The organism is Rhodanobacter sp. LX-99 (genome assembly GCF_018599185.1).
Classification (GTDB): Bacteria; Pseudomonadota; Gammaproteobacteria; order Xanthomonadales; family Rhodanobacteraceae; genus Rhodanobacter.
This window is the reverse complement of the sequence record NZ_JAHFVL010000001.1, coordinates 512111-536254: the sequence shown is the minus strand read 5'-3', so window position 1 is coordinate 536254 and position 24144 is coordinate 512111. Positions and strand designations below refer to the sequence as shown.

Sequence of the window (24144 nt, the reverse complement as noted above, 5' to 3'; positions counted from 1 at the left end):
GGGCGGCCGAAGTGGTTCAATCCGGACGCGGAGGGTCATCCGTCGCGGTATCGGGGGTGCATTGTGCGGAGCAGGGATATCGACGGCCAGTGACCATCGTCCTGCCGGCGCGAAGCCGCTCCGCCGGCCAGCCGGCCCGCAAAAGCCATCCAGGCCGGAGTGCCGGCCAGCCACAGGCGCAGCGGTTGCGACACGATGATCACGGCGGCTCCTCAGCCGAACGCCGGATGCAGGCGGCGTTGCCGGATCGTGTCGATGGCGATGCAGGCGAGGATGAGCAGGTCGGCAAGGCCGAAGCACACGAGCGGGCCGCCGTGGCGGATTCGGGATGGATGCGCGCCCCTGTCGCACGGCCGCGATGCTGGGCCGGTTGCCAGGGGCAGGCGAGCCGCGGCGCTGCGACCACTCACCCAGGCCGGCGCGCGCCCAGCGTCACCAGCAGTTCCTGCGCGCTGCGGATGCGCTCGCTGGCACCGGGCAGGTCGAGGATCACCTTCAGCTTGTCCTGGCCGTCCAGCTTGTACACGCGCGGCTGGCGCTGGATCAGCTGGATGATGGTCATCGGGTTCACCTCGGGCTTCTCGCGGAACACGATGCGGCCGCCGTTCGCGTCGAAGTCGAGCTTGCGGATGCCGAGCGGGGTGGCCATCAGTTTCAGGCTGGCCACGGCGAACAGCTGCTTGGTCGGACCGGGCAGCAGGCCGAAGCGGTCGATCATCTCCACCTGCAGGTCGCGCAGGTCGTCCTCGCTGCGTGCGCTGGCGATGCGCTTGTACAGGGTGAGGCGTGCGTGCACGTCAGGCAGGTAGTCGTCGGGGATCAGCGCGGGCAGGTGCAGCTCGACTTCGGTTTCGTGCTCGCTGCTGAGGTCGAAGTCCGGCACCTTGCCCGACTTCAGCGCGCGCACCGCGCGGTCCAGCAATTCGGTGTACAGGCCGAAGCCGATCTCCTGGATCTGGCCGGACTGCTCGTCGCCGAGCAGCTCGCCGGCGCCGCGGATCTCCAGGTCGTGCGTGGCCAGGGTGAAGCCGGCGCCGAGTTCTTCCAGCGAGGCGAGGGCTTCCAGCCGCTTCTGCGCGTCCGCGGTGATCGAGCGGCGGTCGGGCACCACCAGGTATGCATACGCGCGGTGGTGCGAGCGCCCCACGCGGCCGCGCAGCTGGTGCAGTTGCGCGAGGCCGAAGCGGTCGGCGCGGTCGATGATGATGGTGTTGGCGGTGGGGATGTCGATGCCGGTTTCGATGATGGTGGTGCACACCAGCACGTTGAAGCGCTGGCGGTGGAAGTCCGCCATCACGCCTTCCAGTTCGCGCTCCGGCATCTGGCCGTGGGCGATGCGGATGCGCGCGTCCGGCACCAGTTCCTCCAGCTCGCGCACGGTACGTTCGATGCTCTGCACCTCGTTGTGCAGGAAGTACACCTGGCCGCCGCGCGACAGCTCGCGCTGCAGCGCCTCGCGGATCGTCGCCGGGTCCCACGCCGAGATGAAGGTGCGCACGGCGCTGCGGTGCGCCGGCGGCGTGGCGATCAGCGACAGGTCGCGCAGGCCGGCCATCGCCATGTTCAGCGTGCGCGGGATCGGTGTGGCGGTCATCGTCAGCAGGTCGACCTCGGCGCGCAGCTTCTTCAGCTGTTCCTTCTGGCGCACGCCGAAGCGCTGCTCCTCGTCGACGATGACCAGGCCGAGGTTCTTGAACTTGACGTCCGGCTGCAACAGCTTGTGCGTGCCTACGATCACGTCGATCTGGCCGTCGGCGAGGCGCTTCAGCGCCTCGTTCACTTCCTTGGTCGACTTGAAGCGCGACAGCACGTCCACGCGCACCGGCCAGTCGGCGAAACGGTCGGCGAAATTGCGGTAGTGCTGCTGGGCGAGCAGGGTGGTCGGCACCAGCACGGCGACCTGCTTGCCGGCGGTGGCGGTGGCGAACGCGGCGCGCAGCGCCACCTCGGTCTTGCCGAAGCCGACGTCGCCGCAGATCACCCGGTCCATCGCGCGCGCTGCGGCAAGATCGTTCAGCACCGCCTCGATCGCGCTTTCCTGGTCGGGAGTTTCCTCGAACGGGAAAGTGCTGCCGAACTCTTCCACCAGCTGGCGATCGATCGGCAGCGATTCGCCGCCGCGGGCCTGGCGCTGCGCGTAGATCGCCAGCAGCTCGGCGGCGACGTCGCGCACCTTCTCGGCGGCCTTGCGGCGCGCGCGCTCCCACGCGTCGCCGCCCAGCGAATGCAGCGGCGCCAGCTCCGGCGCGGTGCCGGAGTAGCGGCTGACCAGGCCCAGCTGCGCCACCGGCACGTACAGCTTGTCGCCCTTGGCGTACTCGATGGTGAGGAACTCGCCGTCCATGCCGCCCACGTCCATCGACACCAGGCCCTGGTAGCGGCCCACGCCGTGGTCGACGTGCACGATCGGCGCGCCGGGGGTGAGCTCGGTGAGGTCGCGGATGATCGCTTCGGGGTCGCGCGCGGTGCCGCGGCGGCGCTTGCGGTCGCGCTCGCTGCGCACCCGTTCGCCGTACAGCTCGCGCTCGGTGAGCACGGTGATCGCGGGTTTGGTCAGCGCAAAACCTTGTTCGAGCGGGGCGATGGTGATGACGAAGCGTGGAAGGTTTTTTTCGTCATTCCGGCGAAAGCCGGAAGAGCTCTTCAACAGCGAATGCTGGTCATCCAGTGCCTTTTGGGCGTCCAGAGTCGCGGGATCCCAGTTTTCGCTGGGATGACGAACAAGAAAAGCTGCCCAGTTTTCGACGTGCTCGGGCTTCAGTCCCGCACTCGCCAGCGTCTCGATCAATGCTTCGCGCCGCCCCGCCGAATCCGCGGCGATCAACACCCGGCCCGGATAGCTGGCCAGGAAATGCCGCAGCGACGTGCCCAGCTCCTCGCCCTTGCGATTGAGCGGCAACTCCGGCGCCGGCTGGGTGCCGGTGTCGACGGCGTGCTCGTGGCCTGGATCGACCACCTCCACGCGCAGCCGCTTGTTGAGCCGCTCGCGCAACTGTTCCGGCGGCAGATAGAGTTCGGCCGGAGGCAGTACCGGGCGTTCGATGTCATGCGCACGCTGGTCGTAGCGTTCGGCGGTCTGCGCCCAGAACTGGTCGGCCGCTTCGCCGGCGCCTTCGCCGAGCACGAACAGCGCATCGTCGGCGAGGTAATCAAACAAGGTTGCCGTCTGGGGGAAGAACAGTGGCAGGTAGTACTCGATGCCGCCGGGCGTCACACCTTCCTTCATGTCCTGGTACAGCGGGCAGCGGCGCACGTCGATCGGGAAGCGCTCGCGCAGGTTGCCGCGGAACTCCTTCGCCGCTTCGTCGGTGAGCGGAAACTCGCGCGCGGGCAGCAGCTCGACCCGGTCCACCTGCTGCTGCGAGCGCTGGGTTTCCGGGTCGAAGCTGCGGATCGACTCCACTTCGTCGTCGAACAGCTCGATGCGGTACGGCTCGGCCGTGCCCATCGGGAAGATGTCCAGCAATGCGCCGCGTACCGCGAAGTCGCCCGGTTCGGCCACCTGCGGCACGTTGCGGTAGCCGGATGCTTCCAGCCGGCGCTGTTCGCTGGCGAGATCCAGCTTCTGCCGTTTCGCCAGCACCAGCCCGGAGCCGGTGATGTGCGAACGCGGCGCGATCCGCTGCATCAGCGTGGCCACCGGCACCACCAGCACGCCGCGCTTCACGTTCGGCAGCTGGTACAGCGTGGCGATGCGCTGCGAGACGATCTCCGGGTGCGGGCTGAACGCGTCGTAGGGCAGGGTTTCCCAGTCCGGGAAATGCAGCACCGGCAGGCCGCCGGCGAAGATCTTCAGTTCGGACTCCAGCGCCTGCGCGCGCTGGGTGTCGCGCGCCACCACCACCAGCAGGCCCTCGTGCGTGCGCGCCGCCTCGGCGAGCAGCAGCGCCCGGCCGGAACCGTGTGGCGGCGTCCAGTAGCGGCGTTGCTTGGGGGTGGTCGGCAGGGGCGGGTGCTTGATCGGACTGGTCATGGGGACGCATGGTCAAGGCGCCGCCATCGAGCCGCGCCGGGGAAAGCGGGCAAGTGTAACGCGATGGCTCCGACAGGCCCCACCCGCCGTTGCGGTTCTACAGCTTCAACGTGATCTGCGCCGTGCCCGGTTCGTCCGGCATCATCCGCTGAGTGAAGCCCAGTTCCTTGCACAGCTGCAGCATCGGCCGGTTCTCCTGCAGCACGTAGCCCCACAGCTCGGCGAGACCGCGACGGCGGCAGTCGTCGACCAGCCGCTGCATCAGTAGCGCGCCCAGGCCGAGCCGGCTCCAGTCCTGTTCCACCAGTACCGAGAACTCGGCGCTGTCGGTGGCCTCGTCGACGAAGATCCGGCCCACGCCGCGCATCTCGGCCGGCTTGATGGACTCGTCCATCAGCACATAGGCAGTCTCCAGCGCGGGGTCGATGCGGCACAGCCGCTGCGCCATCGGCGCGGGCAGCTCGGACATCGCATGCAGGAAGCGGCGGCGGATGTCCTCCGGCGACAGCCGGGTGAAGCAGCGTTGCATCGCGGCCACGTCACCCGGTTCGATCGGCCGCAACACCAGCTCGCGGCCGTCCTGGGTACGCACCTGCTCGCCGTGCGACGACGGCGCCACCTTGGGGCGCGCAAAGCGCTCGCTGCTGCGTGGCGGCAACGAGGCGTAACGGGACGGGGCAGAGAAGTCGATGGCAGGAATCATGGCAGTTCCATACTTTTGCGTATTGTGTGCAATGCAACATGAATTTGCAATGACGGGCCCTGCGGTGAGCTGCCGCATACACCGGAGCCACCGCTGTGATCGACCGGCCCATGTTGCAGTACGGGATAATGTGGCCATGGCAGACAGGGCACGTATCACGCCCGCACAATGCGAGGCTGGATTTCCTCGGAGCACGGCATGACCCGCAAACCGGCAAATGGTCTCACCGCGGCCCAGTTGGAAGCGCTGTGCGGCCACTGGCCCGGCGTCACCCGCGATACCAAGTGGGGCGTCGACATGGTGTTCAGCGTCGGCGGCAAGATGTTCGCCGTGATGCCGTCGGACGGCAGTGAAGGCGGGCGGTTGTCATTCAAGGTGGCCGACGACCGTTTCCTCGAACTCACCGACCAGCCCGGCATCATCCCGGCGCCGTACCTGGCCCGCGCGCACTGGATCTCGATCACCGAACCGCAGCGTTTCGCCACCGTGGAATTGGAGACCTTCATCCTCGATGCCTACACGCTGATCCGCGCGAAGCTGACGAAAAAATTGCAGACGGAGCTGGGGCCGCTGCCGACAGTCAAGGCAAGAAAATGAAACAGCATCTCGGCGCATTGGCGCTGCTGGTCGCCGACTACGACGAGGCGATCGCCTGGTACACCCGCGCGCTCGGTTTCGAGCTGGTCGAAGACACCGACATGGGCGGCGGCAAGCGCTGGGTGCTGCTGGCGCCGCCTGGTTCGCGCGAAACCCGTTTGCTGCTGGCCAGGGCGAAAGGCGACGAGCAGGCCTCGCGCATCGGCAACCAGACCGGCGGCCGCGTGTTCCTGCTGCTCCACACCGACGACTTCCAGCGCGACTGGCAACGCATGCGCGCCGCCGGCGTGCATTTCCGCGAGGAGCCGCGCCACGAGGCCTACGGCACGGTGGCGGTGTTCGAGGATCTGTACGGCAATGGCTGGGATCTGCTGGAACTGAAGCGCGACTGATCCAGCACGCAAACGTAGAGAAAACCGTTCTCCCTGAGCGTAGCGCAGCGGAGTCGAAGGGCCTCGTGACTACGGATGGCGCTTTCAAGCACTACCAGACCAGGTCGTCCGGCACCTGGAACTGCTTGTAGTACTCGTCGTCCGCGTCATTGCCGCTGCCGGTTTCGGCACGGCCGTGGTCGAGCACGATCATCGCTGCGTCGCGTTCATACACCTTGTCCGCGGCCGCACGCGGCAGCAGCTCGTAGCCATGGTCGTGACGCACGATCACCAGAGTGCCGCTGGCCAACTGCGCACGCAGCGCCTCGTTCACCAGCACGTCCTTGATCTTGTCGCCGTCGGTAAAGCGATAGGCGATCTCGCCCTCGCGCTTCACCTTGTGCGTCTCGACGATCTGCCGCACCTGCGCGCGCGCCTCGTGGGCCCGCGCCTGCGCATTGCGCTCGGCGGCCAGCGCGCGATCGCGCTCGGCCTTCTCCGCCTGCAACCGCTGCGCCTCCACCTGCTCGGCACTCGGCGCCACCGGCCCCTTGCCCTTGTGCTTCTTCGCCTGCTCGCGCACGACCTGCGCGGCCTTAGCCTTGTTGACCAGGCCAGCCTTGAGCAGTTGTTCTTGCAGGGGGTTGCGCATGGGGGGCGAGAGAGGCGGGCGGAACTGGGGGTGGGATTGTAGCGTGGGCTCGCGCGTTCAACCGTTACCGGTCAATCCGCATCGTCCGGCTCGAAGAAGCTCCAGCGCACATCGCCGAATTCTGTTTTCATGGCGGCCTCGACGGTGTTGATCGCCTCGATCAGGTGGTGGTTGCCGGCGGTGGGCTGCATGCGCGCCTTCACCGCGACCATCACGTCCGGGCCCATCTGCAGGGTGATCAGGTTCAGCACTTCGGCAACTTCCGGGCGCGCGTTGAGGAAGGCCAGCAGTTCCTCGCGGCGGCGCGGTTCCACGCCTTGGCCGATCAACAACGCCTTGACCTCGATCGCCACCAGCACCGCCACCACGATCAGCAGCACGCCGATCGCGATGGTGCCGGCGGCGTCGAACATCAGGTTGCCGGTGAGCATGGTGGCGCCCACGGCGATCGCGGCCAGGCACAGGCCGACAAGAGCGGCGAGGTCTTCGCCGAAGATCACCAGCAGCTCGCTGGAGCGCGTCTGGCGGAACCACGTCCACAGATCCTGGTCGCCGCGGGCCTTGTTCACTTCCTGCAGGCAGCCGCGCATCGAGATGCCCTCGACCACGATGCCGAAAATGAGCACGCCCAGCGCCAGCCACGGCCACTTGAGCGGCTCGGGATTCGTGAGCTTGTGGATGCCTTCGTAGATCGAGAACATGCCGCCCACGCTGAACAGCAGGATGGCGACGAGGAACGACCAGAAGTACAGCGCACGGCCCCAGCCCAGCGGGAACTCGTCGGACGGTGGGCGCCTGGCCTGGCGGATGCCGAGCAGCAGCAGGCCCTGGTTGCCGCAGTCGGCCAGAGAGTGCACCGCCTCGGCCATCATCGCGCCGGAACCGGTGACGAAGGCGGCGAACAGCTTGGCCACGAAGATGGCGAAATTGGCGCCCAGCGCGAGCAGGATGGCTTTGATCGGGTTGGCGGCGTGGCCGGACATGTGCGGTTCCTTCGGCAGTGGCCGTGAAGTGTAAGGCACCGCAAGAAATCCCGGCCAGCACCCATCGGCACCGTGGCAAGATGCGCGCATGACTTATCGGGAATCCCCGCCATCGCCGCGCCTGCACGGGCTGGTTGCCGCCTATTGGGGCGTCGACAGCGCGGTCGACGGCGAGCGGGCGGCGCAACGGATTCTTCCCGATGGCTGCGCCGACCTGATCTGCGATTTTGCCGGTGCATCGCCGCGGATGCGCTGGGTCGGCACGATGACCCGCGCCATCGAGGTGCAAGCCGGCGGCCGGCAGGACCTGTTCGGCATCCGCTTCGTGCCCGGTGGGTTGTTCCCGTTGCTGGGTGCGCCATTGTCGCTGCTGACCGACGGCAGCGCCGAATTTGCCGCGTTGCCGGCGCGCGCGTGGCGCCCACCGCTGGATGGGTGGTGCGAGGATCGCGATTTTGTCGCGCGGTGTCGTCGCGCCGACGCGAGTCTGCTGGCGATCCTGCCGCAGCTGCGACTGACGGATACGGCAAGGCTGCTGTGGCGGCTGCAGGCGGAACCGGCGCTGCCGTCGACGACCGCCGCGCTTGCCGAGGACATGGGCGTGGGCATGCGCACGTTGCAGCGGCGTTTCATGGAGCATGTCGGGGTCAGCCCGCGGCAGCATCTGCGCTGGCTGCGCTTCGAGCGGGCGAGGCAACTGCTGCAGCGGCGCGACCAGCGGCCCGTCGATGTCGCCCTGGCCGCGGGCTACAGCGACCAGGCGCATTTCGTGCGCGAGTTCCGCCGCTTCGCCGGCGTCACGCCCGGACGCTGGCGCTGACGCATTCGTTCAAGACGGCCGGGGCGCCACGATGCATGCTGGCGCCTCCATCCACTCGAGGAGTTCCATCATGACATCGCCCGTTTGCCGCAAGGCCACGCCCGTGTTGTACGTCGAAACCATCGCGCCCAGCCTCGCGTTCTGGCGCGACCGGCTGGGCTTTGCGGTCACCGCCGAGGTGCCGGGCGAGGGCGGGCCGGCGTTCGTGATCCTGCTCGGCAACGGCATCGAACTGATGCTGCAGACCACCGCCTCGCTCGCGGCCGATCCGCACGCGGCGGCGATGGGTTGGCGTGGCGATCGCAGCTGCCTGTTCGTCGAGGTGGACGACATCGACGAGCTGGCTGCCGCGCTGGAAAGCTGCGAGATCGTGGCGCCGCGGCACGACACGTTCTACGGCGCCACCGAGATCGGCTATCGCGAACCGGGCGGCCACTTCGTGACGTTCGCGCAATTCCGGCGCTGATGCGGCGTCGGGCCGGCGAAGTGCCGGTGCGTGGGCGGGATCAGCGGATGCCGACGCCCAGGCCCACGCCGAAGCGGACGTTGTTGCGGCCCTTGTTCATTTCCTCGGCGGTCCACACGTGCGATTGCGCCACGCTGACCAGCGGGAACACGTAGTCGGCCTCGCCGACCTTGCCGGCGCGGCTGCCGTTGAGCTTGCCGTCGACCGTCATGAGCGCGCCGGAGGGATAGTCCAGCGGCTCCACGTAGCCGGGCATCACCGCGATGAAGCGGCCGTTGCCGCTGTCGTTCGCCTTCGGCCGCTGCGAGGAGTCCAGCGGATAGGCCAGCAGTTCGATCTCGCTGTGGTCGGCGAGCACCTTGACCTGCACGATGCGGCCACCCCAGATCACCTCGCTGTTGCTGAAGTTCTCGGGTGATTGCGCCACCTGGAACGGCGCGGCGGTGACCGCGGCGCCGGTGGCCTTGTAGATCGGCGCCGGTGCGCAGGCGGCCAGCATCAGCAGGGCGGCCGGCACGGCGAGACGGGTCAGCATGAAGGCGGGGCGGGTGCGCATGGTCGTGCTCCTGGAGGAACGCTGGCTGGGTGCGTCGAGCTTAGCGGCGGCCCGGCGGCCGCGGTAGTCGCGAGGCGGGCAACGGGCTGGGCGTGTTCAGCTGGCTGCCGGCTTCGTCCAGCAGCCAGTCCAGCTTCCATTCGGCCGGGCGATCCTGCGACAGCAGGCTGGCCAGCACGCGCAGCGGTTCGCGCAGGGTGTCGTCGAGGTTCCACGGTGCGTTGAGGATGACCATGCCCGAACCGTTGAGGCGCAACGGCGTATCGTCCGGATGCACCAGCAGCTCGGCGCGCAGGATGCGCTTCACCCCGCTGTGCTGCAGACGGCGCAGGAACGGCTGCACCTGGCTGCGCAGCTTGATCGGGTACCACACGGCGTAGACGCCGGTGGGCCAGCGCAGCAGGGCCGACTTCAGCGCCTGCTCGATCAGCTTGTACTCGGCTTCCTGCGCCTCGTACGGCGGGTCGATCAGCACCAGGCCGCGCTTTTCCTTCGGCGGCAGCAGCGCTTTCAGCGCCTCGTAGCCGTCGCGCTGATGCACGTGCACTTGCGGGTTGCCGCGGAACAGCTCGCGCAGTTTGGCCGCTTCCTCGGTGTGCAGTTCGCACAGCCGCGCGCTGTCGCCCGGACGCAGCGCCCGGGCGACCTGCAGCGGCGAGCCGGGATACTGTTTCAGACCCTGCTCGTTGCCCGCGCCGCCGAGGATGCCGGCGCGCCAGCGCTGCAGCAGCGGCGGCACCTTCTCGGCCGGGTGCAGGCGCGCGATGCCGTCCTGGTGCTCACCGGTCTTGCGCGCCTCGAAGCCGTCCAGTGGATAGTTGCCGCTGCCGGCGTGGGTGTCGATGTAGCAGAACGGCGTGGGTTTGGCCTGCATCGCCTCGATCAGAGCGAGCAGCACGACGTGTTTCAGGACATCGGCGAAATTGCCGGCGTGATAGGCGTGGCGGTAATTCATGGCGGTCACGGCGGGCGGGGTGACCCAGTATAGGGGGCGGCGGCGTACTCCTCCCGCGGCGTCACATAACCTTTCCTGCACATCGACCGGTGCAGGCTCCGCCTGTTGCAGTTGCAACCGGCCGGGCATGCGGGCTTCGGCCGTCCCCCAGCGCGGAGAATCATCATGACTTTCTCGCCGAAAATCATCGTTTCGACGGCCGCCTTCGGCCTTTGCCTGGCGTTCGGTACGGTCAGTGCCCAGGACAGTGGAGGCATGGCGCCGGCAGCGGCATCGAGCAGCATGGGACAGATGGGAGGCATGCATCACAAGATGCATCGCGACAAGAACGGCAGCATGCACATGATGCCGGCCACCGTGAGCTCGGTCGACAGCAAGACCGGCATCGTCGAAGTGGACTCGGCCGGCATGTCGTTGCGCGTGCATTTCCCGCCGGCGTCGGTGGCCAACCTGAAGGCCGGCGACAAGATCACGCTGCACATGGGCTACAGCAAGTAGTCCGTCGGGGCGATGGGCGAACGTGGCGGCCACCCGTCACGACGCTGCTGGACCCCCGTCCAGAGTTGAGGCCAGCCGGCACGGACTTTATGCTGTGCCGGTGAACCGCTCGCTACGCCATGTCGCACGCTTGCCATCCTTCCGGGCGATGGGGTGGTTGGCGTGGCTGATCCTCGCGATCGCGCCGGTCCACGGCATGCCCGTCGGAATGATGGGCGACGCGCATCAGGGCGCGCCCGCGTCCATCGCGCATCCTGCCGATCGTGGCCAGCACATCATGCCGGCCCACTCCGACTGCTGTGGCGACCAGGATCATGGCCTGCATGGCTCGATGGGGTCCGCGCACTGTGCGGCGATGTGCGGCAGCGTCTTGCCGGCAGTCGCCATGACCGAACTTGTTCCGGTGGCCCCGGAGCGCTTGCGTGTCCCTTCGTCCTTCGCGCCCGCGCCCAGTGTGGTTTACGCCGCGCCGCTGCGTCCTCCGGCGGGCTGATTCCCGTTCACTTCGATAGCGCTTTCACGCCCGCTCGACGGCAGCGTGAACGCGACCCGTGACCGGCATCGACGGCCGATGCCCCGAAGGAGACAAACGTGAATCCATTTTCCCCGTCGCCCGCGACCGATCTGTCGCGACGGCGTTTCGTGCAGGGCCTCGCCATCGGCGGCGCTGCGGCCGGCCTCGGCCTGCTGCGCCCCTCGAATGCCTGGGCGCTGACCAGCCCGGGCCAGCCCACGGCACTGAGCGGCACCGACTTCGCGCTGGACATCGTCGAGACCGCCGTCAACTTCACCGGGGTGGCGCGGCCCGCGACCACCGTCAACGGCAGCGTGCCCGGCCCGCTGCTGCGCTGGAGGCAGGGCAGCACGGTGAACCTGCGCGTGACCAACCGCTTGCGCGTGCCCACCTCGATCCACTGGCACGGCATCGTCCTGCCGTTCCAGATGGATGGCGTGCCCGGCCTCAGTTTCGACGGCATCGCGCCGGGCGAAAGCTTTCTCTACCGGTTCCAGGTACGCCAGAGCGGCACCTACTGGTATCACTCGCACTCGGGGTTCCAGGAACAGAACGCGCTGTACGGTCCGCTGGTGATCGAACCGGCCGGCCCCGAGCGCTACCCGACCGATCGCGACTACGTGGTGATGCTCAACGACTGGACCGACGAGGATCCCGAGCGCATCTACGCCAAGCTGAAAAAGCAGAGCGACTACTACAACTTCGCCCAGCCGACCGTGCCGGATTTCTTCCGCGACGTGCGCGAGAAGGGACTGGGCCAGGCGCTGGCGATGCGCAGGATGTGGAACGCCATGCGCATGAACCCGACCGACCTGGGCGACGTCTCCGGCTACACCTATACCTACCTGATGAACGGCGCCGCGCCGGCGGGCAACTGGACCGGCATCTTCAAGCCCGGCGAGAAGATCCGGCTGCGCTTCATCAACGGTTCGTCGTCGACCATCTTCGACGTGCGCATTCCCGGCCTGAAGATGACGGTGATCGCCGCCGACGGCCAGGACGTGCAGCCGGTGCCGGTCGACGAATTCCGCATCTCGGCAGCCGAAACCTACGACGTCGTCGTCGAGCCGCAGGACGAGCGCGCGTACACGCTGTTCGCCCAGTCGATCGACCGCAGCGGCTACGCGCGCGGCACGCTGGCGCCGCGGCAGGGCATGTCCGCCGAGGTGCCGGCGCTGGACCAGCGCGTGTGGCTGGGCATGCAGGACATGATGGGCGCGATGCCGCACGCGGACCACGGCGGCGGCCACGCCGCGATGCCCGGCATGGATCATGCCGGCATGGATCACGGCAACATGGCCGTCATGGCGGCCGCAACGGCACCGGTCGTGCGCCACGCCCGTACCGAATACGGCCCCGGCGTGGACATGCATGTCGACATGCCGCGCACCAATCTCGACGATCCGGGCATCGGCCTGCGCGACAACGGCCGCCGCGTGCTGACCTACGCCGACCTGCACACCATCGGCGGGCCGATCGACGCGCGCGAACCCGGCCGCGAGATCGAGCTGCACCTGACCGGCAACATGGAGCGCTTCATGTGGTCGTTCGACGGCATCAAGTTCTCCGACGCCAAGCCAGTGCATTTCAACACCGGCGAGCGCCTGCGCATCGTGCTGGTCAACGACACCATGATGAACCACCCGATCCATCTGCACGGCATGTGGAGCGAGCTGGAGAATCCGGATGGCCGATTCCAGGTGCGCAAGCACACCGTCAACGTGCAGCCGGCGCAGCGCATCACCTATGCGGTCACGGCCGACGCACCGGGGCGCTGGGCCTACCACTGCCACCTGCTGTACCACATGGAGGCGGGCATGTTCCGCGAGGTGGTGGTGTCATGAGGATGCATCGTCGCGACACCACGATCGCGCCTCCGCGTTCGGCGTTGCTGGCCGCGCTGCTGCTGGCGTTGCCGCTGGCGGCAGCGGCGCAGAGCGCTCCCGCCGCGTCGAGCAGCACGGCGCCGATGGCCATGGGCGCCATGCCGGGCATGGATCACGCCGGCATGCACGGCATGGCGATGCCGGCCACTGCGGGCAGCGCCGCGAAACCGGCGGCGAAAGCGCCGGTCGAGAAGGCGAAGAGGCCGCACGCTCCAGCCACGCCGGCACCTTCGTCCACCGGGGCGCATGACATGGGCGGCATGGATCACGGCACGATGCCGCAAGTGGAGCACGGCGCCATGGTCGAGATGGATCACGGCCCGATGCACGGCATGGACCACCAGGCGATGCCTGGCATGAACCACGGCGCGGCGCACGGCACGGATTCGATGCCGGGCATGACAATGGGGCCGATGCAGGGCGGCCGCGCGCCTGCGGATGCACGCAGCGGCGATTATTCCCACGGCATCGCCGCCAGCCCCGTGCATGGGCTGCACATGCATGGCGGCGCACCGGCCGGCATGCTGCTGATCGATCAACTGGAGGCGTTCCACGGCCGCGACGCCAACGGCCAGAGCTGGGAAATCCAGGGCTGGTACGGCAGCGACAGCGACAAGCTGTGGCTGCGCAGCGAGGGCGAACGCAGCCGCGGCAAGCTCGAAGACGGCAACGTGGAGGTGCTCTGGAATCGCAACGTCGCCACGTTCTGGAGCACGCAGCTGGGCGTGCGCCGCGATTTCGGCGCAGGCCCGGCGCGCAGCTGGGCCGCGTTCGGCGTGCAGGGCCTGGCGCCGTACTGGTTCGAACTGGAGGCGACCGGTTATGCCGGCGCCGGCGGTCGCACGGCGGCACGCCTGCGCGCGGAATACGAGTTGCTGTTCACCCAGCGGCTGATCCTGCAGCCGGAAGCGGAGATCAACCTGTACGGCAAAAGCGATCCGCAGCGAGGCATCGGCCGCGGTATCTCCGATGTACAGTTCGGCCTGCGCCTGCGCTACGAGATTCGCCGCCAGTTCGCTCCGTACGTCGGGGTGAACTGGGTACGCCGCGTCGGCACCAGCGCCGACTACGCACGGCAGGATCGCCAACCCGTGCTCGACCGGCAGATCGGGGCCGGCGTGCGCATCTGGTTCTGAGGAGAACGCACCATGAAACAGCAGATCAAGCAGCATGGCATCACTGTCGCCGTTGTCCTGGGTATTCTTGCCATCGGCGGGGGAGTGTTCGTGTACTCGGGCCTCTACGACATGGGTGCCGATGCCCCTCACACCCGGCCTGTCTTCGCCGTCATGCAGGCCATGCGCGAGCGTTCGATCGAGGTGCACTCGAAAGACATCCAGGTGCCCAACCTCAACGACGAGCAGCTGATCCTGAAGGGTGCCGGCCAGTACGCGGCGATGTGCACAGAGTGTCACTTGAAGCCCGGCGGGAAGGATTCCGAAATCCGCCCGGGCCTGTACCCGCGGCCGCCGAACCTGTCGCAGGTGCGGGTCGCGCCGAAGGAGGCATTCTGGGTGATCAAGCACGGCATCAAGATGAGCGCGATGCCGGCGTGGGGACTCAGCCACGACGATCCCACCATCTGGAGCATGGTCGCCTTCCTGCAGAAGCTGCCCGACCTGACGCCGGCGCAATACAGGGACATGGTGGCGAAGGCCCCGCCGGATGAAGACATGGACATGGGCGACGAGGGTGGCCACAGCCACAGCCATGCAGCGACCGCCGCGGATGGCGAGGCTCACGAACACGCCGCCGGCACTCCGGCGGTCGAGGCGCCGCTGTCGATGGAGGGGATGAAGCCGAACGCGGCACCCGCGGCCGAGGCCGTGGCGCGGGCGTTCCAGGCGGCGCTGCAGCGCGGCGATCGTGCGGCCGTGCTCGCGTTGCTGGCGCCCGATGCCAGCATCAGCGAAGGCGGTCACACGCAGTCTCGGGATGAATACGCGAGCGGTCACCTGGGCGAGGACATCGCCTTCCTGAAAACCGCGCGGATCACGCCGGTCTGGCTGGGCTCGATGCCGATGGGCGATACCGCGATGGTCGGCAGCGAAAGCGACATGCAGACCACGGTCAAGGGCAAGCCGGCCACGCTGCGCAGCCGCGAGATGCTCAACCTCAGGAAAGACGGCGACAGCTGGAAGATCGTGTCCATCCAGTGGCAAACCACCCCGGCAGCAGGAGAATGACGATGAAGCGACGGCTTTCCCGCCTGGGCATCAGCCTGCTGTTTGCCGCGCTGTTCGCGCCGGTGGCGATGGCAGCGAACGCGTTCGATGTGTACAGCGATCCGTCCTGCGGCTGCTGCGGCGCGTGGATCGACTACATGCGCGCGCAGGGCTACACCGCCACCGTGCATCAGGATCAGCCGATGGCGGCGGTGAAGGCACGGCTCGGCGTGCCGCCGGGCGCCATGTCCTGCCATACCGCGCTGATCGACGGCTACGTGATCGAGGGGCATGTGCCGGTGGAGGACATCCGTCGCCTGCTGGCCGAGCGGCCGAACGCGCGCGGCCTGGCCGCGCCCGGCATGCCGATGGGCTCGCCGGGCATGGAGATGGGCGCGCCCGAACGCTACGACGTGGTGTTGATCGGCCGCGACGGCTCGACCCGGGTCTTTGCGAGCCACGGCCCGGGAGCGTGAGCGACACCGGTGCGTCATTGGCGTCGCTGCTTGCTTGACCCGTGTCAATGACGCGCTCGACCCATCTGCATTACAGTGGCCATGGCATGAAGCGCGCATTCCACATCCGTCCGCGTATCCGCCGCCGCCTTGCGTGGCTGGTGGCCTTGCTGCTGTTGTGGCAGCAGGTGGCGGTGGCCGCGTATGCCTGTACAGCCGTGCCGGCATCGCCGGCCGCGGTGGCGACGCAGGCGGATGCGTCTTCGATGGCGGCGATGGGCGAGGGTTGCGCGGAAATGCCGGCGGCCCCGGCCGACCCGATCTGCCGGCAACATTGCCAACCCGATCATGCCACCCAGGTCGATGTACGCACCGCCTCGGTGCCGTTCAATGCGCTGACCGCGCTGCCGCCGATGTTGTTGTCCGTGGCGGCCGTGACGTTGCCGTCGCATCGAACCCTGGCGCATCTCGACCGTTTGCGCGCACCACCGCCCACACCCATGTTGTTGTACTGCGCACTCCTGATTTGATCTGACACGTCGCGGTATCCACCGACGTGGCGTCGTGCCCGCTTTGGCAGGACGCAAATGCAGATCGACGGAGTGTTCACCCATGTTCTCCATTTATTTCGCCCGGCACCTGGTGGTGACGGGTCTGGTCGCGCTCCTGTGGGGGGCCGTGGCCGCGACGGCGCATGCCGCCGAGCCGCCGCTGACACTGGAAGCGGCTGTCCAGCAGGGCCTGGCGCGGGCGCCGCAACTTGAAGCACGCGCCGCCGACATCGCGGCCACGCGCGAGGAGGCGGCGCGTGCCGGCCAGCTGCCGGATCCCACGCTGACGTTCGGGCTTTCCAACTACCCGGTCACCAGCCCGGGCGCTTTCAGCCTGCGTTCGGACGAGATGACCGCGCGCACGGTCGGCGTGATGCAGGCCATTCCCTCGCGCACGGCGCGTCGCGCGGAGCGCGCCTTGGCCAGCGCGCGGATCGATGCGGCGCAGGCCGATCGCGTGGCTACCGCGCAGAGTGTGCGCGAGCGCATTGCCGATGCCTGGATCGACGTATGGGCGATCGGGCAGCAGCGTGCGTTGCTGGCCGACTTGCATGACGAGGCGGCGCTGGCCGTGCGGATCGCGCAGGCCCGTTTGCGCGGCGGCCAAGGCAGCGCGGTCGATGTGCTGGCCGCCCAGGCCGAGATCGCCACGCTGGACAACCGGCTGGAGGCGGTCGAGGCGGATCTCGCGGCGGCGCAAGCGGGCCTGCAGCGCTGGCTGGGGGCGCCGCCCGGCACGCTTGCCGCGACGCAGGATTTCGGTCGACTGCCGGTGGAAGCCGATCGCCTGGTGTCTACCATCGACCGGCAGGCGCCGATGCAGGCGTGGGCTGCACGCGAACAGGTGGCGCAGGCGGCGCTCGAACAGGCACGTGCGGCCAGGCATCCGGACTGGAACGTGAGCGCCAGCTATGGCAAACGCGCGCCGGGCCTGTCGGACATGGTGATGCTGGAGGTGGGCGTCAGCCTGCCGCTGTTCACGCGCAACCGGCAGGACCGCGGCATCAGCGCCCGGCAGGCGCAATGGGACGCGGTGCAGGCCGATCACGAGGACGCGCGCCGCGCCCAGCGCGAGGCGGTGACGCGGGCGGTGGCCAACTGGCAAGGCTGGGGGCGGCAGATCGCGCGCTACCGGCAAACCCTGCTGCCGCTGGCGCGTGACCGCGCACAAACCGCGCTGGCCGGCTACCGCGGCGGCGGTTCGTTGCAGCCGTGGCTGGATGCGCGCCGCGCCGAGATCGAACTGCGCCTGAGCTACGCCGATGCGCTGGCCGCACGCGCGCGGTTGTGGGCTTCGCTTGCCTATCTGCTGCCTTCGGAGGTGACGCCATGAAGCGTCCATTGGTGATCGTTGCCGCCGCCGTCGCGGCTGCTGCATTGCTCGTCGCCGGTTATCTCGGTGGCCGTCACCGGGCCGCTACCGAACCCGCGCAGGTGCGTTCGTCGGTGACTTCGCCGAGCGCTGCCGGCAAGGTGCTGTACTGGTACGACCCGATGGTGCCGGAGCAGCATTTCGACAAGCCCGGCCTGTCGCCGATGGGCATGGAAATGGTGCCCCGCTATGCCGATGCCGGGGCGGCCGGGGAGGTCGTGCAGATCGATCCGGCCACCGTGCAGAACCTGGGCGTGCGCACCGCGCTGGTCGAGCGCCGCGTCCTGTCGGGCGCGCTGCGCGTGCCCGGCACGGTGGCGTGGAATCCGCGCGAAGCCACCACGGTCAGCGCCCGCGTCGATGCGGTGATCAGCAAGTTGCGGGTGCGTGCGCCGTACACGCAGGTGACGGCGGGCGAACCGCTGGCCGAACTGCTGGCGCCGCAGTGGAGCAGCGCGCTGGCCGAGTACGACGCGCTGCAGGGCGCGCAGTCGGCCGACGCGAAGGCCCTGCGCGGCGCCGCACGCGAGCGCCTGCAGGTGCTGGGTCTGAACGCTGCGGACATCCGCGCGGCACATCGCGGCACGGGTGCGGCGGTCACGCTGCATGCGCCGCAGGCCGGCGTGGTCACTTCGCTGGAGGTACGGGAGGGGCAACGGGTCAGTGCCGGACAGACGCTGATGACGTTGAACGGCCTCGCCACGGTCTGGGTCGAGGCGGCGTTGCCGCAGGCGCTCGCCGGTGCGGTGCATGGCGGTACGCCCGTCACTGTCACGGTCGACGCGTTGCCGGGCCAGGAGTTTCACGGCAGCGTGGAGACGCTGCTGCCGGATATCGACAGCGCCACGCGCACCCGGCGCGCGCGCATCGTGCTGGCCAACCCGGACGGTCGGCTGAGTCCGGGCATGTTCGCCACCGTGCAACTGCGTCCGGCCGATGGCGAGGCAGTGCCGGTGGTGCCGGACGAGGCGCTGATCGCGACCGGCCGGCAGACGCGGGTGATCGTGGCGGAAGCGGACGGCCATTTCCGCCCGCTTGCCGTGCGTACCGGCCGCTCGGCCGATGGCTACACGGAAATCCTGGGCGGCATGCGCGGCGGCGAGAAGGTCGTCGTATCCGGCCAGTTCCTGATCGATTCGGAGGCCAGCCTGTCCGGCGCGCTGGAGCGCTTGGGCAATAGTCCGACTGTGCCCGCGCCGGCCGCCAGCGCAGCGAACCATGCGGTGTCCCACCCGATGCCGACGGGAGACAAGCGATGATTGCCGCGCTGATTCGTGCCGCGATCGCGAACCGCGTGGCCGTCTTGCTGGCCGCGCTGGCGCTGGCCGCCGTCGGCGCGTTTTCGGTCATGCGCACGCCGCTGGACGCCTTGCCGGACCTGTCCGATACCCAGGTGATCATCCGCACCAGCTGGGCCGGGCAATCGCCGCAGGTGGTCGAGGATCAGGTCACCTATCCGCTGGCCACCACCATGCTGTCGGTGCCCGGCGCCCGGACGGTGCGCGCGTATTCGTTCTTCGGCGATTCCTACGTCTATGTGCTGTTCGACGACAGCACCGACCTGTACTGGGCCCGCTCGCGCGTGCTGGAGTACCTGAGCCAGGTGCGCGATCAGCTGCCGGCCGGGGTCAACCCGTCGCTGGGCCCCGACGCCACCGGCCTGGGCTGGGTCTACGAATACGCGCTGGTCGACCGCAGCGGCAGGCACGATCTCGGCGAACTGCGTGCATTGCAGGACTGGTTCCTGCGCTACCAGCTGAAGACCGTGCCGGACGTCGCCGAGGTGGCCAGCCTCGGCGGCATGGAACGCGCCTGGCAGATCGTGCCGGACCCGCAGGCGCTGGCCGCGCGCGGCATCACCGTGGCGCAATTGGTGGACGCGGTGCGCGCGGCCAACGGCGCCGGAGGCGGCTCGGTGATCGAGCAGGGCGAGGCGGAGTTGATGGTGCGCAGCGAAGGCTACCTGCGCAGCAGGGAAGACTTCGAAAGCGTGCCGATCACCACCAGTGCCGCCGGTGTTCCGGTGCTGCTGGGCGAAGTCGCCACAGTGCGGCGCGGACCGAGTTTCCGGCGCGGCATCGCCGAGCTGGATGGCCAGGGCGAAGTGGCCGGCGGCATCGTCGTGCTGCGCTCGGGCAAGAACGCGAAGGCCGCGATCGTGGCGGTCAAGGCGAAGCTTGCCGAGCTCGAGCGCAGCCTGCCGGCCGGCGTCGAGATCGTGCCGACCTACGACCGCGCGCAGCTGATCGACGCGGCGGTGAGCAACCTGTGGGGAAAGTTGTTCGAAGAATTCCTGGTGGTCGCACTGGTCTGCGTGCTGTTCCTGGGCCATCTGCGCTCGGCGCTGGTGGCGGTGGTCAGCCTTCCGCTGGGCGTGCTGGCCGCGTTCATCGCGCTGCACCTGCAGGGCGTGACGGCGAACCTGATGTCGCTCGGCGGCATCGCCATCGCGATCGGCGCGATGGTCGACGCGGCGGTAGTGATGATCGAGAACGCGCACAAGCACTTGGAGCGCTGGCGCGATGCGCATGATGGCGGGGAGCCGCAAGGCACGTCGCGCTGGTCGCTGCTCGCCGACGCGGCGGCCGAAGTGGGTCCGGCGCTGTTCGTCAGCCTGCTGATCATCGCGCTGTCCTTCATCCCGGTGTTCGCGCTTCAAGGACAGGAGGGCAAGCTGTTCAAGCCGCTGGCGTTCACCAAGACCTACGCGATGGCCGCGGCGGCCGGGCTGGCGGTGACCCTGGTACCGGTGTTGATGGGTTACCTGATCCGCGGGCGCATCCGTCCGGAGCACGCCAACCCGCTCAACCGTGGCCTGATCGCGCTGTACCGGCCGATCCTGGAAGCGGTGCTGCGCTATCCGAAGGCGACCCTGGCGCTGGCCGGGCTGTTGCTGCTCACCTCGCTGCTGCCGCTCGGCCGGCTCGGCAGCGAATTCATGCCGGCGATGGACGAAGGTACGCTGCTGTACATGCCCACCGCGTTGCCGGGGCTGTCCGCGGGCAAGGCCTCGCAGTTGCTGCAGTTGACCGATCGCATGATCAAGACCGTGCCGGAAGTCGATCATGTATTCGGCAAGGCCGGCCGTGCCGACACGGCTACCGACCCGGCGCCGCTGGAAATGTTCGAAACCACGATCACCTTCAAGCCGAAATCGCAATGGCGGCCAGGCATGACGATGGCGAAGATCAAGGCGGAGCTGGACAAGGCGGTGCACGTGCCGGGCCTGACCAACCTGTTCGTGCCGCCGCTGCGCAACCGCATCGACATGCTGGCCACCGGCATCAAGAGCCCGATCGGCATCAAGGTGCTGGGCAGCGATGTCGGCAGCTTGCAGAGGGTGGCCGACCGGATCGAGGCGGTGGCGCGCGGCGTACCCGGCGTGAGTACGGCGATTGCCGAACGGGCCGCCAACGGACGCTATGTCGACGTGCGCATCCGGCGCGCCGACGCCGCACGCTATGGCCTGACCCAGCAGCAGGTGCAGCAGCTGGTGGCGACTGTGGTCGGCGGCGAGCCGATTGGCCAGGCCGTCGAAGGGCGCGAGCGCTACCCGATCGTGTTGCGCTATCCGCGGGCGGCGCGCGATTCGCTGGCCGCGCTGGCGCAGCTGCCGATCGTCGCGGCAAACGGCGCGCAGCTGACGCTGGGGCAGGTGGCTGACATCAAGGTGGTCGCCGGGCCGCCGATGCTGAGAAGCGAAAACGGCCAGCTGGCGACTTACGTCTACGTCGATACCGCTGGCCGCGACCTGGGCGCGGTGGTGGCGGATCTGCAGCGCGCGGTGGCGCAGCAGGTCCGGTTGCCGCCGGGCGTCACCGTGGCGTGGTCGGGCCAGTTCGAATATCTGGCGCAGGCGATGCAGCGACTGACCCTGGTGGTGCCGATCGTTCTGCTCATCGTCTTCGTGCTGATCTACGCGGTGTTCCGCCGGATGAGCGAGGCGGCGCTGATCATGGCCAGCGTGCCGTTGGCGCTGGTCGGCGGGCTCTGGCTGATCTGGTTGCTGGGCCATGCGGTGTCGGTGGCGACGATGATCGGTTTCATCGCGTTGGCCGGCGTTGCCGCCGAATTCGGCGTGGTGATGATGCTGTACCTGCGCCATGCGTGGGATCGCCAGCTGGCAGCTGATCCGCAATCGGGTATGGCCGAACTGGATGAGGCGATCCGCGAAGGCGCGGTGCAGCGCGTGCGGCCGAAGGCGATGACCGTCGCGGTGATCCTTGCCGGCCTGCTGCCGATCCTGCTCGGCCATGGTGCCGGCTCCGAAGTCATGCAGCGCATCGCCGCGCCGATGATCGGCGGCATGCTCACCGCGCCGCTGCTGTCCATGCTGGTCATCCCCGCCGCGTTCCGCCTGCTGGTGCTGCGCCGGTTGCGTCGGGCCGGCCAGGCGAACGTCTCGTTTCACTCCAACCTGCAAGGAAACTGATCCATGAAAAAGCCCCTCGTCGCCCTGGTACTCACCGGCGCGCTGATCGCCACTTCCGCCATGGCTGCTGCCCGGCAGATGGACTCCACCACGCACGCTATGGCCGACGTGCACGACGCCAGACCAGCGGATGCGCAGGGCGTGGGCGTGATCAAGGTCATCGATGCAACCCAAGGCACCATCACACTGCAGCACGAGGCGATTGCCTCCATCCATTGGCCGGCGATGACGATGCCGTTCAAGGTTGCTTCGCCCGATTTGCTGAAGCACGTGAAGGTCGGTGACAAGGTGCAGTTCGGCCTGCGTCCGGCAGGCATGGCCAGCACGGTGACGTCGATCGTGGTGCTGCCGTAAACGGGTGAGCGTGTACCTGCATGGGCAGGTGCACGCTAGGCTGTCGAAGAAAATCCAGTGTCGGGCAGTGGCCACCACGCGGAGCGTGTGCGCAGTCGTCGGCAAGTTGCATGAGTTCCGTCTCCAGTCGTTGCAGGTCCTCCAGCTTGCGGCGCACATCGAGGAGCTTGTGCTCGGTCAGTCGACGTGTCTGCGCGCAGGCCCGCTGCCCCTTGAGCTGCAGCAGTCCAGCAATCTCCTCCAGCGTGAAGCCCATGGTCTTGGCGCGGCGGATGAACTGCAGGCTCGCCACGTCCGACGGCCCGTAGCGGCGCACGCCACCCAGCGGCCGCTCGGGCTCACGCAACAGGCCCACCCGCTGGTAATAGCGCACGGTTTCGACGTGCATGTCGGCAGCCAGGGCCAGTCGACCAATGGTGAGGGCAGCCGCCATGCTTGACTCCGTAGTCGGGTACGGAAGTTAGTATGCGCCCATGACTACGCTACCGGCCAAATCGACGTTGCCCGCCGTGATCGCTGCGCTGCTCGCCGCAATCGGCGCCTCCATATGCTGCGTGGTGCCGCTGCTGCTGGTGCTGTTGGGCATCAGCGGCGCGTGGATCGCCCAGCTCACCGCGCTCGACCCCTGGCGCCCATGGTTCATTGCGGCCACGCTGCTTTGCCTGGGCTTGGTGTTCTGGACACTGTACGGACCCTCGTCGCGTTGTCGCACTGAGGGCGTCTGTGTTGAACCCGCCGTCTTGCGTCGGCGCCGACTCTGGCTGTGGGCAGCCACGGTACTGATCGTGCTTTTATTGCTGTTTCCCTATGTCGTGGGCTGGTTTTTGTAGGAGATAAACGATGCGTCAGTGGATATGTGCAATGGGCGCCATCCTATGGCTGGGCGTGGCCCATGCGGCGACGCCCACCACGGCGGTGTTGCATGCAGCGAACATGACCTGCCCGACCTGCAGCATCACGATCGAGAAGGCGTTGAGCCGCGTGCCTGGCGTGACGCACACGAAGGTCGATCTCAATGCCGCCACGGTCGCGGTGACGTTCGACGCAGATCGCACCACGCGGCCCGTGTTGGCGCGCACGATTACCGAGGCGGGTTTCCCGGTCACGGACAAAGACCATGGCGGCTGAACTCATCCTGCGCAGCACGCTGACCTGCCCGCATTGCGGCCACCAGGTCACCGAGACCATGCCGACCGACGCCTGCCAGTTTTTCTACGACTGTCCCGGCTGCGGCAAATTGTTGCAGCCCAAACCGGGCGACTGTTGCGTGTTCTGTTCCTGGGGCAGCGTGCCGTGCCCGCCGGTCCAGCAGCGGAGAAGCTGCTGCGGTTGACGATCGGGGCTGCGGGTGGCGAGTGCCGCTTCACGTCCCCGGTTGCCTTTGCCGCTCGCTCTGCGCATAGTTGGCCGGCCATGCCAGCCTTTCGCACACTCCGCTGCTTGCCGCAACACCACCCCATCGTGGTGCGTGGAGTGCTGCTGCTCTTGCTGGCGATCGTGACCTTTGCCTCGATGCCGAGGTGGATCGTGCACGGTCATGGCGGCGCGCACGAAACGGCTCCCTCGCTCGCCATCGGCGTATCCGGCGACCATCATCACGATGATGCCGGCGAGCCGATCGTGCCGCTTCCGGACGGGTCGCACGTCCATGCGCATTACCTGGGTGGGGCGACGGCGACGTTGCCGGCGACACTTGCCGGCTTGTGCCAGATGGCGGCGCCGGGTGACGCATGCCCGCCCTGGCAAGATGCGTCGGCATCCGATGGCCCACTGACACGCCTGCACCGCCCTCCCATTGCCTGACGGCAACGTTCCGATAGCCGCATCGCGGCCTGAAATCG

General features: G+C 68.2%; 26 protein-coding genes. 19 read left to right on the top strand and 7 right to left on the bottom strand.

The genetic code is table 11. The features are described 5' to 3' along the window. Positions 1-406: 406 nt before the first annotated feature. Positions 407-3973, bottom strand: coding sequence for a transcription-repair coupling factor (mfd, locus tag KK131_RS02710; protein ID WP_214555108.1), 3567 nt, complete (start codon positions 3971-3973; stop codon positions 407-409). A gap of 97 nt (positions 3974-4070) precedes the next feature. Then, positions 4071-4676: a GNAT family N-acetyltransferase gene (locus tag KK131_RS02705; protein WP_214555107.1), complete on the bottom strand. Its 606-nt coding sequence runs from the start codon at positions 4674-4676 to the stop codon at positions 4071-4073. 198 nt (positions 4677-4874) lie between these two features. Between KK131_RS02705 and KK131_RS02700 the strand changes: the two genes are divergently transcribed. After that, positions 4875-5273 carry an MmcQ/YjbR family DNA-binding protein gene (locus KK131_RS02700; protein ID WP_214555106.1) on the top strand — a complete coding sequence of 133 codons (399 nt, stop codon included), beginning with the start codon at positions 4875-4877 and terminating at the stop codon, positions 5271-5273. Then, complete coding sequence (locus KK131_RS02695; protein WP_214555105.1) at positions 5270-5665, top strand: VOC family protein; 396 nt, start codon at positions 5270-5272, stop codon at positions 5663-5665. Before KK131_RS02700 ends, KK131_RS02695 begins: the two co-directional genes overlap by 4 nt. 91 nt (positions 5666-5756) lie before the next feature. On the opposite strand, the gene KK131_RS02690 is transcribed toward KK131_RS02695, so the two are convergent. Next, positions 5757-6296, bottom strand: coding sequence for a DUF2058 domain-containing protein (locus tag KK131_RS02690; protein ID WP_214555103.1), 540 nt, complete (start codon positions 6294-6296; stop codon positions 5757-5759). 71 nt (positions 6297-6367) lie between these two features. After that, positions 6368-7279 carry a cation diffusion facilitator family transporter gene (locus KK131_RS02685; RefSeq protein ID WP_214555101.1) on the bottom strand — a complete coding sequence of 304 codons (912 nt, stop codon included), beginning with the start codon at positions 7277-7279 and terminating at the stop codon, positions 6368-6370. Positions 7280-7367: 88 nt separating this feature from the next. Here KK131_RS02685 and KK131_RS02680 point away from each other — a divergent pair, with 88 nt between their 5' ends. Together KK131_RS02680 and KK131_RS02675 are read left to right on the top strand one after the other, a co-directional pair. Next, entirely contained in the window at positions 7368-8099 is a 732-nt protein-coding gene (locus tag KK131_RS02680) for an AraC family transcriptional regulator (RefSeq protein WP_214555099.1), read from the top strand. 70 nt (positions 8100-8169) lie between these two features. Then, the gene (locus KK131_RS02675) at positions 8170-8565 is read left to right on the top strand and encodes a VOC family protein (RefSeq protein WP_214555097.1); all 396 of its coding nucleotides are present in this window, start codon (positions 8170-8172) and stop codon (positions 8563-8565) included. Positions 8566-8605: 40 nt separating this feature from the next. Here KK131_RS02675 and KK131_RS02670 read toward each other — a convergent pair whose 3' ends face one another. After that, positions 8606-9121 (bottom strand): Slp family lipoprotein, encoded by a 516-nt coding sequence (locus tag KK131_RS02670; protein WP_214555095.1) that lies wholly within the window; start codon positions 9119-9121, stop codon positions 8606-8608. Positions 9122-9161: 40 nt separating this feature from the next. Next, a complete protein-coding gene (gene rlmJ, locus KK131_RS02665) occupies positions 9162-10076 on the bottom strand; it encodes a 23S rRNA (adenine(2030)-N(6))-methyltransferase RlmJ (protein WP_214555093.1) in 915 nt (304 codons plus the stop codon). A gap of 165 nt (positions 10077-10241) precedes the next feature. On the opposite strand from rlmJ, the gene KK131_RS02660 reads away from it, so the two are divergent. From KK131_RS02660 to KK131_RS02610, 11 genes are all read left to right on the top strand, one after another. Then, the gene (locus KK131_RS02660; protein ID WP_214555091.1) at positions 10242-10574 is read left to right on the top strand and encodes a hypothetical protein; all 333 of its coding nucleotides are present in this window, start codon (positions 10242-10244) and stop codon (positions 10572-10574) included. 148 nt (positions 10575-10722) lie between these two features. Next, on the top strand, positions 10723-11067 hold the full coding sequence (locus KK131_RS02655) for a hypothetical protein (RefSeq protein WP_214556628.1): 345 nt from the start codon (positions 10723-10725) through the stop codon (positions 11065-11067). A gap of 98 nt (positions 11068-11165) precedes the next feature. Then, positions 11166-12932 carry a copper resistance system multicopper oxidase gene (locus tag KK131_RS02650; RefSeq protein WP_214555090.1) on the top strand — a complete coding sequence of 589 codons (1767 nt, stop codon included), beginning with the start codon at positions 11166-11168 and terminating at the stop codon, positions 12930-12932. Continuing rightward, positions 12929-14110 (top strand): copper resistance protein B, encoded by a 1182-nt coding sequence (locus KK131_RS02645; RefSeq protein ID WP_214555089.1) that lies wholly within the window; start codon positions 12929-12931, stop codon positions 14108-14110. The genes KK131_RS02650 and KK131_RS02645 overlap by 4 nt, the downstream gene beginning before the upstream one ends. Before the next feature lie 12 nt (positions 14111-14122). Beyond that, positions 14123-15160 carry a c-type cytochrome gene (locus KK131_RS02640; protein WP_214555088.1) on the top strand — a complete coding sequence of 346 codons (1038 nt, stop codon included), beginning with the start codon at positions 14123-14125 and terminating at the stop codon, positions 15158-15160. A 2-nt stretch (positions 15161-15162) separates the two neighbouring features. Then, entirely contained in the window at positions 15163-15615 is a 453-nt protein-coding gene (locus KK131_RS02635; protein ID WP_214555087.1) for a DUF411 domain-containing protein, read from the top strand. Between the two features lie 140 nt (positions 15616-15755). Continuing rightward, positions 15756-16124 carry a hypothetical protein gene (locus KK131_RS02630; protein WP_345777224.1) on the top strand — a complete coding sequence of 123 codons (369 nt, stop codon included), beginning with the start codon at positions 15756-15758 and terminating at the stop codon, positions 16122-16124. Between the two features lie 82 nt (positions 16125-16206). Then, positions 16207-17478 carry a TolC family protein gene (locus KK131_RS02625; RefSeq protein ID WP_214555085.1) on the top strand — a complete coding sequence of 424 codons (1272 nt, stop codon included), beginning with the start codon at positions 16207-16209 and terminating at the stop codon, positions 17476-17478. Then, on the top strand, positions 17475-18776 hold the full coding sequence (locus KK131_RS02620) for an efflux RND transporter periplasmic adaptor subunit (protein WP_214555084.1): 1302 nt from the start codon (positions 17475-17477) through the stop codon (positions 18774-18776). The genes KK131_RS02625 and KK131_RS02620 overlap by 4 nt, the downstream gene beginning before the upstream one ends. After that, positions 18773-21949: a CusA/CzcA family heavy metal efflux RND transporter gene (locus KK131_RS02615; RefSeq protein ID WP_214555083.1), complete on the top strand. Its 3177-nt coding sequence runs from the start codon at positions 18773-18775 to the stop codon at positions 21947-21949. Before KK131_RS02620 ends, KK131_RS02615 begins: the two co-directional genes overlap by 4 nt. Before the next feature lie 3 nt (positions 21950-21952). Beyond that, positions 21953-22303 (top strand): copper-binding protein, encoded by a 351-nt coding sequence (locus KK131_RS02610; protein WP_214555082.1) that lies wholly within the window; start codon positions 21953-21955, stop codon positions 22301-22303. Here the strand turns inward: KK131_RS02610 and KK131_RS02605 are convergent. Then, complete coding sequence (locus KK131_RS02605) at positions 22188-22691, bottom strand: MerR family DNA-binding protein (RefSeq protein WP_250887180.1); 504 nt, start codon at positions 22689-22691, stop codon at positions 22188-22190. The genes KK131_RS02610 and KK131_RS02605 overlap by 116 nt on opposite strands. Before the next feature lie 85 nt (positions 22692-22776). Here KK131_RS02605 and KK131_RS02600 point away from each other — a divergent pair, with 85 nt between their 5' ends. The 4 genes from KK131_RS02600 to KK131_RS02585 all read left to right on the top strand — a co-directional run bounded on the left by KK131_RS02600 (position 22777) and on the right by KK131_RS02585 (position 24106). Next, positions 22777-23133 carry a mercuric transporter MerT family protein gene (locus tag KK131_RS02600; protein WP_214555080.1) on the top strand — a complete coding sequence of 119 codons (357 nt, stop codon included), beginning with the start codon at positions 22777-22779 and terminating at the stop codon, positions 23131-23133. Between the two features lie 10 nt (positions 23134-23143). Then, a complete protein-coding gene (locus KK131_RS02595) occupies positions 23144-23431 on the top strand; it encodes a heavy-metal-associated domain-containing protein (RefSeq protein WP_250887140.1) in 288 nt (95 codons plus the stop codon). Next, complete coding sequence (locus KK131_RS02590; RefSeq protein ID WP_214555079.1) at positions 23421-23636, top strand: GDCCVxC domain-containing (seleno)protein; 216 nt, start codon at positions 23421-23423, stop codon at positions 23634-23636. The genes KK131_RS02595 and KK131_RS02590 overlap by 11 nt, the downstream gene beginning before the upstream one ends. Before the next feature lie 140 nt (positions 23637-23776). Next, positions 23777-24106 (top strand): hypothetical protein, encoded by a 330-nt coding sequence (locus tag KK131_RS02585; protein ID WP_214555078.1) that lies wholly within the window; start codon positions 23777-23779, stop codon positions 24104-24106. Positions 24107-24144: the final 38 nt, after the last annotated feature.